This window comes from Clostridium coskatii (assembly GCF_001675205.1).
Lineage (GTDB): Bacteria > Bacillota > Clostridia > Clostridiales > Clostridiaceae > Clostridium_B > Clostridium_B ljungdahlii.
The window spans coordinates 19,078-34,891 of sequence record NZ_LROR01000049.1; the positions used below are offsets into that span (position 1 = coordinate 19,078).

A 15,814-nucleotide genomic window follows, 5' to 3' on the forward strand; every position below is an offset into this window, starting at 1 on the left:
TAATGCTAGTACTATCAATGGATAGAGATATATCTTATGATTTTTTATAACTTCGCTAAATACATCTTTAGCGAAGTTATAACAGATAAAAATATCTAAAAAAGCAGATATATTATATATGAATAACAGCTATTTAGTGCTATAATTTAAGTAAAATAATATGATTAAAGGGTGATAATATTGAGAATAAGTTATAAGCCATTATGGAAAACGTTAATAGATAAAGACATGAAGAAGAAGGATTTTAAAGAAGCTATAGGGGGAACTTCGGATCTTATGAATAGATTGAATAAAGGAGATCATGTAACTACTAAGACTATTTTAAAAATATGTGAAGCTCTAAAATGTAAAATAAGTGATGTTATAGAGGTAGTAGAATAACATTTTGCTATTCGTTTTTATATTTTTAAAGAAATTCTAAGGATATAGATATAACATATAGGTGTCCTAAGAAAATAGAAAAGATATTAAAAGCACACAGCAGCTAGATATACGCAAAAGGTTAAAACAACAGAATAGTAAAAAGAGATTCAGGAGAGGTAAAGACGAATGCCCCTCCTTTTCTGATACGTTGGAATTGATGAATTATAGAAAATATAAGAAAGTTAAGGGCAGGATAAGACAAATATAAAATTTTTCTAAATAAAAGTGATTAAAAACTTGTTAAGTTGTGATAATAAATAACATAGACAAGTTATGGATTGCAGGATAATTACCTGCCACCTTCCTAGGGGGGGACTAAGCTGGGTAAGTTCCAGCTGCTCCTAGATAAATAGATCATGGGAGGGTTTAATATGAACGAATTAGTTGATTTGGGGCTATTTACAAAAGGAGAGAAAGTTTTAGTTAGCAGTAGAATTATTGCAAGAGCTTTTGAAAAGGAACATAAAGAAATAATTTACATTATAGAAGGAAGAATCTCAAAAGGAAAAACTAGAAACAAAGGTCTATACAAACAATTACTTGAGATAGGTGGAGAACACCACGCATCTAATTATATGATTAGATCTCAGTATGCTGATACTCAAAATAGGAAACAAACAGAATATCTTTTAACTAGAGACGGATTTTCTTTAGTTGCTATGTATATAAAAGGTGAAAAGGCTCTAAAATGGAAACTTAAATATATAGAAGCTTTTAACAAAATGGAAGCCTTTATAAGAGAAAAATTATCTAGTGAATGGAAAGAAACTCGTATCAAAGGTAAACTATGCAGGAGAAATGAGACAGATGTAATAATGACCAAGCTTATTCCACTTGCAGTATCACAAGGTAGTAAAAACGCAGGCAAGCTGTATATGACTTATAGTAAGCTAGTAAATAAATGAGTAGGTATACCTACTAAAAGCAGAGAAAAGGCAACTAAAAGGGTATTAGATGTAATATATAATCTTGAAAATCTTATAGAACATGTAATATCAGAAGAAGTGGATAAAGGCGCATATTATAAAGATATATATCAGATATGTAAAGGAAAATGTAACTTAATGATTGAGTTAAGCTACTTACCAGAACAAAGATTAATAGCTTAGAGTATCAGGATAAAAACTGGTACTCATTTTTTTATATGAGGATGAATATATGTAGCATAAAGGATATTGCCTTTTTTTATAGAAATATTACTTAAAAGGAGGCAGTAAGGTTATGAATAATAAAAAGAAATGTAAGGATAATGTTGGAATTATGAAATTTCCATTTTTTAAAGTATTGTTGATATTTTTTGCAACAGAAGCAGTGGCAATACTACTAATATGGATTTTTATGCCACTTAAAGGATTATATAATCATGATTGGCTTACATTTTGGTCTGGGATTGTTGGAGGCGGAACTGGAGGATTAGCCACGCTTATAGCAATATATCTAACAATAAGGCAAAATGATGAAAATAATAGGAGCATGTTTGAATTACAGTTGGAATTAAAAAGAGTAGATGTTATTCCTTATATCAATGTCGAAGCTCCATTTAAAGAAGAAAGTAATAGAGAAGATGATGAAAAGTATAATATAAGTTATAATTTGCCTTCTGGTTATTTAATATTTGATAAAACTGTTTCCCACTGGTTAGAACTTAAAGAAGAGTATAAGATTCAATTAAGCGGATTTGTACCATTTATATATGAGAATGCAATTAAGATCATTAATGTAGGCATGGGCACTTGCACAAATGTTATAATAGATCTATGTAATGATAGAAAAGAAGTAATACAAGGAATGGTTGATATGCCATTTAATCTTAGAGTTAGTGGAGAAGTGACATTAAGATTAATATTTATAGATTATCCAGAAGGAGAATATTATCTTAAGTTTTCTACAACAGATATATATGGTGTAAATCATTACTCTCAATTTTTTTATTTTATGTATAAGAAATCGGGGGAATTTGCTTTTAAAAGTATAGATGCTCCTAAGCCGATAGATGATTATTCTGATAGGCTAATAGGTTGATATTATAATGAAACATATGTAGAATAATGACATACGAAATATAAAGGATATTACTTTCTTTTATGGAAATATTAGACAAAAGGAGATGGCGCTATGGAAGATGACATTGATGAAAAATTTTCAGAATTAGAGAAAGTTGCTATAAAAGTTCAAAATAAAATAACAACAAAAGAAGTAGATGATATTATTTTCGCATTATATGGATATGATCTTAATTTACCAATGATTATAAACAATGTTGTTAATTATCCTTATTGTTTTAATATAAAATCATTTTTAAAGGAAATAAAAGAATATACCAATAAATACGGGACGAGAGATTTATTGGTATATTTATATTGTGCTAGGATTATTTATATAAAAAGTTATAAGGTACTACTAGAATGGAAAAATTTTAATAGAGTTAGTGGCTGTAATGAAAGCGATATGGTTGAGCAGAAAAAGACATTTATGGATAGCTTAGATGACATTGTATATAATAACTATGATGGAATTATACAATATAATCCTGACGTAAAAAAAAGATCTGAAAAAGTATTGTATATGAAAATCAAAGAAATATATGGACTTAGAAAAGGATTAGATAATAAAATAAGTGAGCTTAATAATAAAATAAATAATTTTAACAAAGAAATTATAGCAATTGTTTCTGTTGTGTTAGCAATTGCACCTATTATGGTTATAAATGCTAATATGATTGGTAAAACATTTGATAAAACAACTATACTTTCAGTAAACGGAAGCTTAATTTTAGCAATTAGTTTGATATTTCTTATGTTGGGATCTATTATATTAGAATATAAGTGGAAAAAAATATGGCCAGCTATAATATCAATAGCTATAGGAATTACTATGCTTGTAAGTGCATAATACATAATTAAATAAAGTTATATTAAGAGTCATATATTATAGATTAAATCTGTAGTATGTGGCTTTTTCTATACATAAAAATAAGTGGTAAGTATGACAGATAAAATAAAGCAAGTTAAAAAAGATTATATATAAACGGGATGAAATATAAAGACATAGCCAATAAGGTGCATCTATCAATGCAGTAAAGAGCTGGGAATAAAGTTGTGCACACAAAAATAAAAAAGTATGCACACAAAAAAGTAATAAAAAGTAATGTACTGCCTAAAGAGAAAGAGTATATCAGGAAAGTAATAATCCAATAGATTGATAACAAATGTTAAGGTAATGTCTTGTATTTTATGTAGAAGACGAGTATAAGAGAGAACATATTATAAAAGAGATAGGAGCGGTTACAATTTTTATGGGAGCTAGTAAGGAAGAGTGTAAGAGAAGAATAGAAAAAGATACAACGGGTAGGCAATATAGAAAAGCTGAATGGTTAGGTTATATTGACAAATGGTATGATATATATATCATAGGCAGACATCCCCCAGGTTAAAAAAATAGGCACCCTCGCGAAGACCGTATGCCCAATCCTAATCTTGAAACACGTCCTAAAATTTGAAAATTAGTTTGAAAAAATTTAAAAATCTGAAAACAAATTTAAGCATATGAGACAATCTTAGAAAACAACTGAAATATTTGAGAAGGTGGCTCTATGACAAAGAAACAAAAAGTTGCTAAAATAAATAAGATTAAAGTCATGCAAATGTCTGGTATTACTGGTTTTGAAAGGAGGCTTATGATATAATAAATATAAAGATAAATATTGAAGTACCCCACATTTTATATGTGGAAGCCAGAATATTAGGCGCGGGAATTTAACCAACTTAAAAATAAGTCGGTTGTTCCCGCGCTTTTTTTATTTTATGCAAAAGGAGAATTATTCATGAAATGGAGTAAGAGTATTTTGACCAATAGATATATTAGATCTCCAACAACTTTAATTTAGAGGGCTTTTATGATATTAAAAATTAATGAAAAGGAGGTAGAATATGTCTAGAACTATAGCAACGATACTAAATTTAAAAGATTTATTTAGTCCTACCTTACTAGAAACAGTTAAGAGTACGAAGGAATTCCAAAGACAAATTCAACACACACAGAATGAAATATCAAAACTAAAAAGTGGTGTATCTGAAAGTTTTGGAAATATTAAAACTAAAGTTGCAGAAACTGTAGCGGGACTTGGAATTGCTGAATTTGCAAAAAAGTCAGTTGAATTAGCTAGCGATCTTGTTGAGGTTCAGAATGTAGTAGACCAGACTTTCGGAAGTGGTGCAGCACAAATAAATAATTGGAGTAAAATTGCCTTAAACGCATTTGGATTAAACCAATTACAAGCTAAACAATTTACGGGATATTTAGGCGCTATGATGAAAAGCTCTGGCATAACTGGAAGTTCACTTACAAAAATGAGTGAAAATTTAGTTGGATTAGCTGGAGATATGGCTAGTTTTGATAACTTAGATCCGGAACTAGCATTTGAGAAAATCCGTTCTGGAATAAGTGGTGAGACTGAGCCATTAAAAGAAATAGGCATAAATATGGATGTTGCAAATTTAAAAGCATTTGCATTAAAAGAGGGAATAAAAAAGAGTTATGAAAGCATGAGCCAAGCTGAACAGGTAACATTAAGATATAACTATTTAATGAGTGTTACAGCTGATAAACATGGTGATTTTGCGAAAACTCAACAAACATTTGCCAATCAAATGAGAATTGCTAAAGGCAGTATAGAACAGGCAGGAGCCAGTATTGCAACTGGTTTTCTTCCATATTTAAATAAACTTTTATTGATGTTCAATAGTGGTGGATTAAAGGAAATTGGAAGTGTGTTTAGAGACATAGGTAATACAATAACAAGTATTGCTAATAGTGCTAAAACTCCAGTACAGAGTTTAGTTAATAGTTTAGGAAATTTAGCTCAAACAAGCGGGTTAAAGACTTTATTCTCTGGTGTAGATAGTAAGCCATTAGAAACTTTAAAATATACAATAAATAGTGTTATTTATGGAGTAAGAGATTTAGTAAATTTTGTATCAAATCATATGATAGCAACTAAAACTTTGTTATCTGGTTTAGCTGGAGCATTTGTAGCAACAAAGTTTATACAAGAAGCTATAAAAATGCAAAATGCTATAAGTGGTATCAGTGAAGGAATACAGAAACTAAAAGATTTAAGCAAAGTAGGAAAATTATTTACAACAATATTTAGTGTACCAGGTGGGGCTTTAGGATTTATTGCTATAATTGCAGCAGTAGCAGCAGGAGCATATTTAATTATTAATCATTGGACACAGGTAAAACAATTTGTAGATAATTTTTTTAATAGTGTACAAGGAAAATTTTTAACAGCAACAGTTGGAATTTTAGGGATAACTAAAGCTACGAAGGCACTAGGAATAACATTTACAGATTTAAAAATTACTGGACTATATGCTGCAGATGCAGTAAAAAAAATAGGACTTGGCATTGGTACAGGATTTTCTAAAGCTGGCCTATTAGCAAAAACTTTAGGTTCTAGTTTACTTGGAATAGGGAAAAGTGCACTTAGTGCAGCTAGAGATATAGCACTAATGACAGCAGGAATAGTAAAACAGGGCGCATTATGGGCAGCCAATGCACTTAAAGCTGGCATATACAAAACAGCAACTCTTGCAGTAGCGGCAGCAGAAAGAGTTACATCAATAGCACAGGCAGCTTTAAACTTTGTAATGAATTTAAATCCTATAGTACTAATAATAACTGCAATTGCTGGACTAGTAGTCGCATTAGTAACCTTATATAATAAAAATGTTTGGTTTAGAAATCAAGTAAATATAGTATTTGCATGGTTTGGCACACTTCCTTCTAAATTCAAGGGGTGGGCTCATGATATGATACAAGGATTTGTCCAAGGAATACAAGATAAAATTGCATCAGTAAAGCAAGGTGCTCAGAACATAGCAAATACAATTAAAAAGATACTTCATTTTAGTAAACCAGATGAAGGACCACTCACAGAGTATGGAAACTGGATGCCTGATTTTATTACTGGCATGAACCAAGGAGTTATAAATACTACACCAGTTATTACAAAAGGTATAACAGATATGGCAACTAATATGACAGTACCTATTAATAATTTTGTAACTTCAAGTAATACCCTAGGAGTTAACGCAATACAAGAGCTAAGTGCAGGTATATCTAGCCAAACAAGCAATGCAGTTGCTACAGCACAAGACTTAGCTACAAAAATACTTCAAGGTGTTAAAGATATATTTGGAATACATTCCCCAAGTAGAAAAATGGGTGATGTAGGTATTAACTTTATGCAAGGATTTATAAATAAATTAAAGAGCAGCAATATAGCAGATGTAATCAAAACAGTATTTGGAGATATAGCAAGTCTAGCAAATGGAACTTTGGGTGGAGCTATAAGCAATATAGTATCTAATTTTATAAATATGGGAGATTTAAAAGGACTAGGAAGTACATTACAAGGAATTATGCAGTATGGAGTAGGCTTCCTTAGTGGAGGCGGAAATATAGGACAGTGGATTCAGTTAGCCATGGCACTCACTGGAGTTTCAAGTGACTGGATGGGACCATTACAGGAAATTATCCAGCATGAAAGTGGCGGAGATCCAAACAGTATAAATCTTTGGGACTATAATGCACAACATGGTGATCCTTCACGAGGTCTTATGCAATTAACAGGCGAAAACATGAGTGATTGGCATTTACCCGGTATGGACAATATATATGATCCAATAAGCAATATAGCAGCAGGGATTCGACTTATTCAGCACGATTATGGTTCAGTATATAATGTTCCAGGTGTAAAAGCATTGGCCGGAGGTGGAAGCTATGTTGGATATGCGAGTGGTACAAATTCAGCAAACAAAGGTGTTGCAGAGCTAGCAGAAAATGGAGCAGAACTGGTTACGAGTAGACAATTTAGGAATTTAAAAGGTGGAGAACATGTTTACACAGCACAAGAAACAAAAGGTTTATTAGGTGGTAAATCTATAAATATGACAAATAACTTTTATTTTAAAGGTAATGTTGGAAACGATGAATTCTTTGATCAAGCAGGAAGCCATATAGTTACTAAAATAAGAATGGCATTAAATAATATGTAGGAGGTAGCCACTAGCTTAACAAGAGGTTCAATGGTAGGTCATTGTGTAAACATCATCATGATATGAAGACAGTAAGAGGAGAATAGTATATACCCTATATGCAAGATTATATATTCAATTATTCATAATTTATTCAATTCGACAAAAGTTATTATTCAATGAAGCTAACAAAAATATAGGCTCTTGGAACGCTGATGGGTAGGGGGCTGTAAATCCTTTCGACATTTCTCGCGAAGACCGTATGAGCTTTTTTCCTCGCATGAATCTCGGTTTATGAAATTTTTCAAAAACTTGTTTTTAACCTTAGGTGTAAAAGCCTAGGGCGTTTTTTTATTATCGTTCAGTAATTTAACTGCACTATTATAAATATCCTCACCAATAAATCCATTAATTACATTTTTAGAATTTAATAATATAAATCTAATGGAACTCTTAGACCATTCTTTTCCTTGATTAGTTTTAATTCCTGTACGATTTAATTCATGTGAAACTTGTTGCAAGCTCTTGCCGTCAAGATACATAGAGTATATTTTTTTAATTACTTTTTTATTGGAGAAGGCTTTTCTACCTGCATTTCTTGCATTTGGTTTTACTTTTTTTTCAAAATTTTTAAGTTTATTTTTAAGTTTCACCTTTTCTTTGTTTAAGTTTGCATATAATTCCTTATATTCAGCAGTAGTCTGTTTTTGATCTTCTAGTTGCTTGAGTAGGAGAGCATATTCTTCTATAGAAACCATGTTTTTATTGTTTTTTAAAGTATCTATTTCAGCAGTAAGCTTATCTATTTCGTTACTTTGACATTCGTTAATAAGTTCTAATTCCTTTATTTTCTCCTGTAATGATTTTATTGTTACTTTAGGCATATATAAAACCTCCGTTTAATAATTAATTACTAATCTATATTTTTATTATATGCCTTTTTGCAATATAGTTCAATAATTAATTACTAAACGTTATAAAAGGAAATGCAAACATTATGTAGAATATTTACATAAGCTAATGATATGAGGTGGTTTACATGGTTAAAAATAGGCTTAAGGAAATTCGCATGAAAGAATATATGATGAATCAAAAAGAATTTTGTAGTAATGTATTAAAAATGAACCCTAGAACATATTCACCTATTGAAAGAAATATTGTACAAGGCAATATGGAAACTGCATTTAAAATTTCTGAAGCTTTAAATAAGAGAATAGAAGATATTTGGTATGAAGAAAAAAGTGAGGCTAGTAATTAAGCCTTATTTTTTTATATATCAAACTGTAAACATAGATAAAAAATTTATTTAAAGCTTTTATATGCAGACAAGCAATATTTACTGAATCTCTGCATATATTATTAATAAAGAAAGCGGAAAGGGGTTGTAAAAGTTGCTAAGAATAACAGTAAGTTTTAAGAAGACTAATAGAGATATGAAATTATATACCTATGTTAATGCACTTGAAGAAAAAAGCGATTTTGTTAAAGATGCCATTGAGCATTATATTAAATACTTAGAAGAAAAGAAAAAAACAGATGAGAAAAGTTAAGAAATATATAAAAAAGCCTATCCTTGAGGGACAGACTTATCCAAAGTCACTACTAATGCTCCAGCTTCATAAGCGTTACTTCGTAGCCGCCTACAAAGCTTACACACCAGTAGTGTATGATTCTATTTTAGAAAAGTTTCCTGTTTTATTGTGGATTGCATCTGCTTTTACAAAATGTTTACAATTTATTTTACGCCTGCAGCAACTTGAACTAATTCTAATATAACGTATGTTGTTGAGCAAAAAAATAAAAATTCCATAATCAAATCACTCCCTATAATTTACTATTTAGTATTTTTAACAGCGGATCTATTTTTATTCAATTTGGAGGTATCTTTAATGTTGAATCCATTAAAAAGAAAGAAAGTATATTCTATTCCAGAATATTTGGAACATGAAAGGTGTAATCAGAAAGAAATAAATGATAAATATTTTAAGGTTGCATCAACTACATTAGCATTAATACTTTATTCTGAAAAAGTTATGGCAGCCAGTGGATCTACAGCTTTAGAACCTGGGTTTTGGAAATTAGTTGGAATAATTCAAAAGATAGTAGCAGGACTAGCACTATTATATAGTTATAGGGTATTAGCTAAAATGGCAGCTAAAGGCGAGGGAACATGGAAAGAAGTTGCGTATGGATTATTAATAGTAGGTGCTGATTATGGACTTCCATCAGCTTTTAAGTTTGTTACAGGATTATTCTAAAGGCAGGCGGTATTATGATAAAAACTATGAGTATAAATCAATTTTTAATACTGGCATCATCTGAGAATGAAGGAACTATAAAATCTATAAAAGAATTTTGTGAAACCACTGGAGACTTTTTTAAAACTATGGCAAAAGTAACATACTATTTATTTCATCCGAAACAATTAGCCTGGATGATGTGGTCAGGTCTAGTTGCACACAGCTTAGAGATATGCTTAATGCTGTGCTTAGTTTCTATTATGGCATGGCTAATAGGGTGGAATAAAGGTAAAAAAATAGCTACTGGAAGTATTCTAGCTTATGGAGTTATTCAAGCTATTAATGCATCACTATAAAGATACATAAGATTGCAAAACGATAAACCTCCAATATTTCAAATAGGAGGCATGTATTTATGATAAATTTCATTTCTAAGTTTTCAAAACCTAAAACAATAAAATTAAGTGAATACTTTGAAATAATCAAGCCTAAATATGTAACACTTCAAATAACACCCTCGATTTCTAATAGAAACTATGATACAGAGCTTATAGCTTTGACTATAGCTAACATGTACAGATTGCCATATCAAAGATTACAAAGTGATATAAAAAAATCAGGTCTAAAAATTACCTATCAACTTCCTGAAAAAGTTTCATTTATTATCAGTATAACTTCAGATGATTGCAAGTTTTATCTAGTAGTCCCTGAAAGATATAAAAAATTATTTATTGAAAAATGCTGTGAAGTTTGGAAGAGAGCTAAAGTAAAACAAGTGGATTATATTTTAGAACCAGAAGGCGGCAAATATGAACTATTTTATTCTAAAGAGGATGCCTTAAGCCTTAAATACAATAAAAAGACTAATGAACCTCTTAGCAACATCTTAAATGTAAAAGACATTATGGAAAAAGGAGATAAAGTAGACATATTATACAACTTTATTCCAACATCACAGGCTAGATGGAAAGGCATATATAATCAAACAATAAGAAAAGTAAAAAAGGATTTACCTGTAGATAAAGAAAAATTAAATTTAGCTTTTTTATCTAAGTATATTTTAATTGGATCCATAAAGATTATTGATTGCATATTTGATATTTTTAACAAAGTTTTAGATGAAGGGAAAAAACCTAAAAAGGTTCATCCAGAAGTTGCAGTAACATCTATCAGTAAATTAGATAATTTAAGCAGATTTACACATAAAAAAGAAACTACTACAGTAATTAATACTCAAATAGTAGTGTGCAGCAAAAGCAATGATAAATTAAGGGAGCATAATAATGCTTTAGCAGTAGTGGGAAGCTACCAAACTTTAACCCAGGATAATTCTCTTAAATATAAAAAGCTAAAGGATAAAACTAAAATCAATATAGGCAGTTATAAATTTAGAAAAATATCTGCAAATAGAATGAGCACAGCTGAGTGCAATAATTTAATTCAGGTACCAGGTAGAGATCTACTGCAAAGGCATAAGATTAGTACTAAAGTTGATGTTCTAGAAAGCCATGTACCAGAAGAATTACAAAAAGGAAATATAGAATTAGGAGCTGCCACATACAATAGTAAAAGTTTTAATACATTTCTACCTACGGAATATAATTCTGCTAATTTAGCCCTTATGTTATTAGCTCCCCAGGGTGCAGGAAAAACAAATTTTATTGCTAATTTATGTAGATGTGCAAATAAGGTCCATGAATCTAATATAGTTATAGATTATGTTAAAAATTGTGAACTTAGTAATGCTGTTAAAAAAGCTGTAAATTCTAAAGATGTTATTGAATTAGATTTAACTAAAGAAGAGTGCTTTCAGGCATTTGCATTTAATGAGGTGCAGTACGAGGGGGAGAATGAATTCAATAGATTTGAAACTGCTAATATGAAAGCAGAGCAGACACTAGCTTTAATTAATTCCATGAATAAAGATGGTTTACCCTTAACAGGTAACATGAGAAGGGTTTTAAATGCTGCAGCTAATATAGTTTATCTCCATAATGAAACTGGAGTAGGTGACGTTATAAGATGCCTTGAAAAGCATATCTATAGGCATGAACTAATTGACTATGTTAATAAAAATTTAAGTGAAGATGGCATTAAATATTTTGAAGATATGGTTGAGGCTCTTGAGAGCATAGACAAGGTAGAAACTGAAACTGACAGAAAAACTAAAGAAGTTATTAGAAGAGAAGTAGTTGGAACTAAGCGTAATGAGATAGATGGTATATTGGACAGGGTTAGCCTATTAAAAGAGAATATATACTGCAAATATATGTTCAATATGAGTTCTGAAAACAACATTGATTTTGTAAAGGCTATGGAAGAAGGGAAAACAATACTTATAGAAATGCCAGAGAGTAAGTTTAATAATACTATGGTTAAAAATGTGCTTACTACTTTCTTTACAAGTAAAGTAATGCTTGCTACTAAACTAAGAGGAGCATTACATGAAAAACCAAGCAGATGTAATATAATTTATGATGAAATATATCAAGCTCCAACAGCCATGGGAGTAATTACAGATGTATTGTCTCAATTACGTAAGTTTGGCACAAAAATTATTATATCAGCTCATTATTTAGACCAGTTAACTCCAGACTTAAAAAGTGAGATTAAGGGATCTGGTGCAAGTTATATGTTATTGCAAGGATGCGATAAAAAGGTATTTAATGAATTGGCAGATGAAATGAAACCTTTTGAATTAGATGATCTTCTAAATTTAAAGCAATATTGTAGCCTAAATCTTATAAGAACTAAGGGCGGGTATCAGAAGTTTATAACGCATCTTCCTAAGCCACTATTTTAGGAGGTATTATGATTGTATATATAATTATGTCATTTGCAATGGGATATACAGGCAATAAGCTGTTTAATAAAAGAAATAAAAATAACAAAAATTCTATTAAATGGGGATGCATAGTTGGGATTGCTCTATTAATTGTATATTATATTGTAAAAATTAAAATAAGCACTCTTTTTTAGGAGTGCTTAGGATCTTCTTATGGATTATTTATAGAAAGTAAAAGAATAGTTTTAATGGATTTATGGTAAGCTTGTCAGACCTTAATAGGTTTTATTTTTTATGACATAATAGACATAATATGAATATTTTGTTACAATATAATTAAAATTACATAATTAGGGGGGATTTACATTGGAAAATAAAAATATGACAAAGTGTAAGGCTTGTGGAACTGATATTGCAAAAGGGGTTAAAAAATGTCCACATTGCGGTAAGGATCAGAGGAATTTCTTTATGAAGCATAAGATAATAAGTATAGTAATCGTAATTATTATACTAGGCTGTATTGGATCAGCATTAGGAGGCGGAAAACAATCTAATACATCAAATAATGCTACATCAAATGCAAAAACTTCTAATAGTAAAAATACAAGCCAACCATCTGCTAAGCAACAGGAAGTTAAGCAAAGACAAGTTCAAGGAAAAGCAACAGATTTAGGAGCAGGCACATTTACAGTAGGGAAAGATATAGAAGAAGGGTTATATGATGCAATCCCAGCAGATGGATCAGGCAATTTTATAATTCAAAATGCGTCAGAACCAACTTTAACAGTGAATGAAGTATTAGGCAGTGCAGACAATATGGGAGTTTCTAAAGTAAGAGTTAAACTTGTAAAAGGTGAACAAATTCAATTAGAAAGTATAAATAAGACACATTTTGAACCTGTGACAGCTACATTTGTTACAGAGTATAAAGCAACGTCATTATGCAGTGGCAGGTGGGTAGTAGGAGAAGACATTGGCAGTGGAAGATATTTAGTAACTCCTAAAAATGGTTCTGGTAACTTCGTAGTTTATAAAGATGGTATGCCTAAAGTAAATGAAGTTTTAGGACAAGGAGGGGTACAACAGGTAACTGCAAATTTAAATGAGGGAGATATAATTACAATAATGTCATTAAATCAAGTAGATTTTCAACCACAGAAATAGAATTAATAAAAAGGTATCCAATTTGTTGGGTACCTTTTTATTATGCTTTGAAGAAGCAAAGGAGTTAACATTACTCTTTTGCTTCTTACTTTTTATACCATTGTTTTAAAAGTTCATTTACTAAGTTAGATAAGTTTTGATTTTCACTATTATTTATAAGTTGAATTTGAACATTCTTTTTTAGGACTAGTTCTAAGTACAATGTAGTTTTCTCATTCATGTTTCACCGCATAATCATTCTATAAGATGTCATTCTAACATCATGCTGTTATAGCATCATAAAATTTAGAAAGTATTTAAAAAAGTATTCGAAAATAGCACATAATAGATATGAATAAAAAAATATTATGCCTTATGGAAGAGGTAACATAAAATAAATTGGTTTATTTAACTAACATGAAAAATATATTTAAGCAATTTTTAATAGAGCAAATAAATTGAATTTGAAAAAATAAAAGATAGTTAGGATTGGTTGTTTAATTGATGTTTGGAGCCGTCCTTTTGTTTTAGATTCTAGGCGAGTTATTTAAACAATTAAATTCTAGTACATTACTTAAGGGGAAAATCAAATCCGCATGCGGTTTACTCCCGCACGCAAAATGAGGGAGTAAACCGCAGTAACACTACGGCAAAGATTTTTAAAACAGAATTCCAGTGAAGGGGTGGGTTTGCATATATGCTTAATGCAAGACTTTTTTATTCACTGTTTACACAGATAAATAAATTTGAACACATGATAAGGTATGCTGGTACTTAGGCACATACAGCGAAAGCTAGAAACAGATCTATACCAGTAATCTAAGTCAAAGATTTAATTGCAGGTGGATGTCCTTGAGAAAGACATCCATATATACTGCGACTCCTTATGTTAAAAATGCATAACGAGGGTAAAGGGGTTTGATCTCTACAAGCATTATTTTTGTATACAGGGAGGTTAATATAATGGCAAGTTTAAAATTCCAAATTCTTAAGCGCATTGATAGTCTAAAGTGTTTTGGACAATCTAGGCATAAGGCCAAACGGAAACAAAAGGAGGCAGATTTATTTCTTGGAGTAAAGCAAAATTCAATCCGCGCACCTGGTATTTACAGCAAGTCAACATGTGATAATTATAAAAAACATGCATTAAATTTTGCTACTTGGGAGCGTGAAAAGCATCCTGAAAAGGAATATAAGATACTTGATAATATTCCTCGGGATCATGTGGGAGAATGGCTAAAGGAGAGTATAGACAAAGGAGAAAGTGGGTATACTACCCGCCTTAAGGCTGCATCTTTAGCAAAAATTTTCGGATGTCATACGTACAGTTTTGAAATTAAATTGCCAAGCAAAAGAGGTGATAGATTAAGGATAAAACGTAGTAGGCATGATGTGGAATATGATAAGCACTTCTCTGAAAAAAACAATAAAGAGGTAAAAGAGTTTTGCAAGGCTACAGGACTTAGAAGAAGTGAAGTAGCTAAAATTAAACCAGAGCAAATCATAAAGGATGAAGAGGAAAATGTAATACTAGATTTTAAATCTAAGAAGGAATACCGCGTTATGACTAAGAATGGCCGTGGGAGGTTTATACATCCTTTACGTGGCACATATAATATTATTCTTAAAGCCAAGGAAAAGGCAGAAAAACTAGGACAAGCCACTGTGTTTGAAAAGATACATCATGCAATGGATGTACATAGTTGCAGGAGGTATTTTGCACAGCATAAATATATGGAGGTACTTCAGGGATTAAAAGAGAAAAAGCTTGACTATATCTGCAGAGATGGATCCGGGCGTAGATATAATAAAAAGGCTCTCAGAAGTACTTCTGAAAACCTTGGACATTCACGTCTTGATGTAGTGGTTAAGAATTACTTATAACAAATAGTAAACTAGATAGCTAATGGAATGTATGGAGGACTTAGCAGTACCGCTTATAGGAGAAGAAAAGAGGTTATAAATTACATATCAAAGTTAGGTGCGGTTGGAATGTACATCATAAGGCTATTTGAATGATAGGGGATTCATAAAATGCTAACCTCACTTATAGCAAAAAAATTTTATTATACTAAAGCGTTAGTACTAATTAAAAAGTATTCCATATGTACTTGCAGGAAAATTTGGCTAATATATGAGTTTTTTTCAAATTATTAGAGGAAAAATAAAAAATATGTAGAATT

General features: G+C 30.7%; 16 protein-coding genes. 15 read left to right on the top strand and 1 reads right to left on the bottom strand.

What is annotated here, in order from left to right; genetic code table 11:
- Positions 1-180: 180 nt before the first annotated feature.
- From CLCOS_RS10300 to CLCOS_RS10320, 6 genes are all read left to right on the top strand, one after another.
- Positions 181-381, top strand: coding sequence for a helix-turn-helix domain-containing protein (locus CLCOS_RS10300; protein WP_063601813.1), 201 nt, complete (start codon positions 181-183; stop codon positions 379-381).
- Between the two features lie 413 nt (positions 382-794).
- On the top strand, positions 795-1,328 hold the full coding sequence (locus CLCOS_RS10305) for a Rha family transcriptional regulator (protein ID WP_242866963.1): 534 nt from the start codon (positions 795-797) through the stop codon (positions 1,326-1,328).
- A gap of 316 nt (positions 1,329-1,644) precedes the next feature.
- Positions 1,645-2,445 carry a hypothetical protein gene (locus tag CLCOS_RS10310; RefSeq protein ID WP_063601814.1) on the top strand — a complete coding sequence of 267 codons (801 nt, stop codon included), beginning with the start codon at positions 1,645-1,647 and terminating at the stop codon, positions 2,443-2,445.
- Between the two features lie 93 nt (positions 2,446-2,538).
- On the top strand, positions 2,539-3,315 hold the full coding sequence (locus tag CLCOS_RS10315) for a hypothetical protein (RefSeq protein WP_063601815.1): 777 nt from the start codon (positions 2,539-2,541) through the stop codon (positions 3,313-3,315).
- 403 nt (positions 3,316-3,718) lie between these two features.
- A complete protein-coding gene (locus CLCOS_RS22460) occupies positions 3,719-3,856 on the top strand; it encodes a hypothetical protein (RefSeq protein WP_156496387.1) in 138 nt (45 codons plus the stop codon).
- A 496-nt stretch (positions 3,857-4,352) separates the two neighbouring features.
- A complete protein-coding gene (locus tag CLCOS_RS10320) occupies positions 4,353-7,484 on the top strand; it encodes a transglycosylase SLT domain-containing protein (RefSeq protein ID WP_063601816.1) in 3,132 nt (1,043 codons plus the stop codon).
- A gap of 317 nt (positions 7,485-7,801) precedes the next feature.
- Here CLCOS_RS10320 and CLCOS_RS10325 read toward each other — a convergent pair whose 3' ends face one another.
- Positions 7,802-8,347 carry a recombinase family protein gene (locus tag CLCOS_RS10325; RefSeq protein WP_063601817.1) on the bottom strand — a complete coding sequence of 182 codons (546 nt, stop codon included), beginning with the start codon at positions 8,345-8,347 and terminating at the stop codon, positions 7,802-7,804.
- Between the two features lie 155 nt (positions 8,348-8,502).
- On the opposite strand from CLCOS_RS10325, the gene CLCOS_RS10330 reads away from it, so the two are divergent.
- The 9 genes from CLCOS_RS10330 to CLCOS_RS10360 all read left to right on the top strand — a co-directional run bounded on the left by CLCOS_RS10330 (position 8,503) and on the right by CLCOS_RS10360 (position 15,515).
- Positions 8,503-8,721 carry a helix-turn-helix transcriptional regulator gene (locus tag CLCOS_RS10330; protein ID WP_063601818.1) on the top strand — a complete coding sequence of 73 codons (219 nt, stop codon included), beginning with the start codon at positions 8,503-8,505 and terminating at the stop codon, positions 8,719-8,721.
- A 133-nt stretch (positions 8,722-8,854) separates the two neighbouring features.
- Positions 8,855-9,013 carry a hypothetical protein gene (locus CLCOS_RS22465; RefSeq protein ID WP_192847924.1) on the top strand — a complete coding sequence of 53 codons (159 nt, stop codon included), beginning with the start codon at positions 8,855-8,857 and terminating at the stop codon, positions 9,011-9,013.
- On the top strand, positions 9,000-9,239 hold the full coding sequence (locus CLCOS_RS10335) for a hypothetical protein (RefSeq protein ID WP_063601819.1): 240 nt from the start codon (positions 9,000-9,002) through the stop codon (positions 9,237-9,239). Before CLCOS_RS22465 ends, CLCOS_RS10335 begins: the two co-directional genes overlap by 14 nt.
- A 113-nt stretch (positions 9,240-9,352) precedes the next feature.
- A complete protein-coding gene (locus CLCOS_RS10340) occupies positions 9,353-9,721 on the top strand; it encodes a hypothetical protein (protein WP_063601820.1) in 369 nt (122 codons plus the stop codon).
- Positions 9,722-9,735: 14 nt separating this feature from the next.
- Positions 9,736-10,059 (top strand): hypothetical protein, encoded by a 324-nt coding sequence (locus tag CLCOS_RS10345; RefSeq protein WP_063601821.1) that lies wholly within the window; start codon positions 9,736-9,738, stop codon positions 10,057-10,059.
- Positions 10,060-10,118: 59 nt separating this feature from the next.
- Positions 10,119-12,506 carry a hypothetical protein gene (locus CLCOS_RS10350; protein ID WP_063601822.1) on the top strand — a complete coding sequence of 796 codons (2,388 nt, stop codon included), beginning with the start codon at positions 10,119-10,121 and terminating at the stop codon, positions 12,504-12,506.
- Between the two features lie 8 nt (positions 12,507-12,514).
- On the top strand, positions 12,515-12,682 hold the full coding sequence (locus CLCOS_RS22470; RefSeq protein ID WP_192847925.1) for a hypothetical protein: 168 nt from the start codon (positions 12,515-12,517) through the stop codon (positions 12,680-12,682).
- A 172-nt stretch (positions 12,683-12,854) separates the two neighbouring features.
- Positions 12,855-13,652 carry a zinc ribbon domain-containing protein gene (locus tag CLCOS_RS10355; RefSeq protein ID WP_063601823.1) on the top strand — a complete coding sequence of 266 codons (798 nt, stop codon included), beginning with the start codon at positions 12,855-12,857 and terminating at the stop codon, positions 13,650-13,652.
- A gap of 942 nt (positions 13,653-14,594) precedes the next feature.
- Complete coding sequence (locus CLCOS_RS10360; protein ID WP_063601824.1) at positions 14,595-15,515, top strand: hypothetical protein; 921 nt, start codon at positions 14,595-14,597, stop codon at positions 15,513-15,515.
- Positions 15,516-15,814: the final 299 nt, after the last annotated feature.

Bases quoted from the DNA above. Each gene is read 5' to 3' on its own strand.
- CLCOS_RS10335 (WP_063601819.1), top strand. From the start codon at position 9,000: ATGAGAAAAGTTAAGAAATATATAAAAAAGCCTATCCTTGAGGGACAG.
- CLCOS_RS10325 (WP_063601817.1), bottom strand. From the start codon at position 8,347: ATGCCTAAAGTAACAATAAAATCATTACAGGAGAAAATAAAGGAATTA.
- CLCOS_RS10350 (WP_063601822.1), top strand. From the start codon at position 10,119: ATGATAAATTTCATTTCTAAGTTTTCAAAACCTAAAACAATAAAATTA.
- CLCOS_RS10360 (WP_063601824.1), top strand. From the start codon at position 14,595: ATGGCAAGTTTAAAATTCCAAATTCTTAAGCGCATTGATAGTCTAAAG.
- CLCOS_RS10330 (WP_063601818.1), top strand. From the start codon at position 8,503: ATGGTTAAAAATAGGCTTAAGGAAATTCGCATGAAAGAATATATGATG.
- CLCOS_RS10315 (WP_063601815.1), top strand. From the start codon at position 2,539: ATGGAAGATGACATTGATGAAAAATTTTCAGAATTAGAGAAAGTTGCT.
- CLCOS_RS22460 (WP_156496387.1), top strand. From the start codon at position 3,719: ATGGGAGCTAGTAAGGAAGAGTGTAAGAGAAGAATAGAAAAAGATACA.
- CLCOS_RS10320 (WP_063601816.1), top strand. From the start codon at position 4,353: ATGTCTAGAACTATAGCAACGATACTAAATTTAAAAGATTTATTTAGT.
- CLCOS_RS22470 (WP_192847925.1), top strand. From the start codon at position 12,515: ATGATTGTATATATAATTATGTCATTTGCAATGGGATATACAGGCAAT.
- CLCOS_RS10345 (WP_063601821.1), top strand. From the start codon at position 9,736: ATGATAAAAACTATGAGTATAAATCAATTTTTAATACTGGCATCATCT.
- CLCOS_RS10340 (WP_063601820.1), top strand. From the start codon at position 9,353: ATGTTGAATCCATTAAAAAGAAAGAAAGTATATTCTATTCCAGAATAT.
- CLCOS_RS10310 (WP_063601814.1), top strand. From the start codon at position 1,645: ATGAATAATAAAAAGAAATGTAAGGATAATGTTGGAATTATGAAATTT.
- CLCOS_RS10305 (WP_242866963.1), top strand. From the start codon at position 795: ATGAACGAATTAGTTGATTTGGGGCTATTTACAAAAGGAGAGAAAGTT.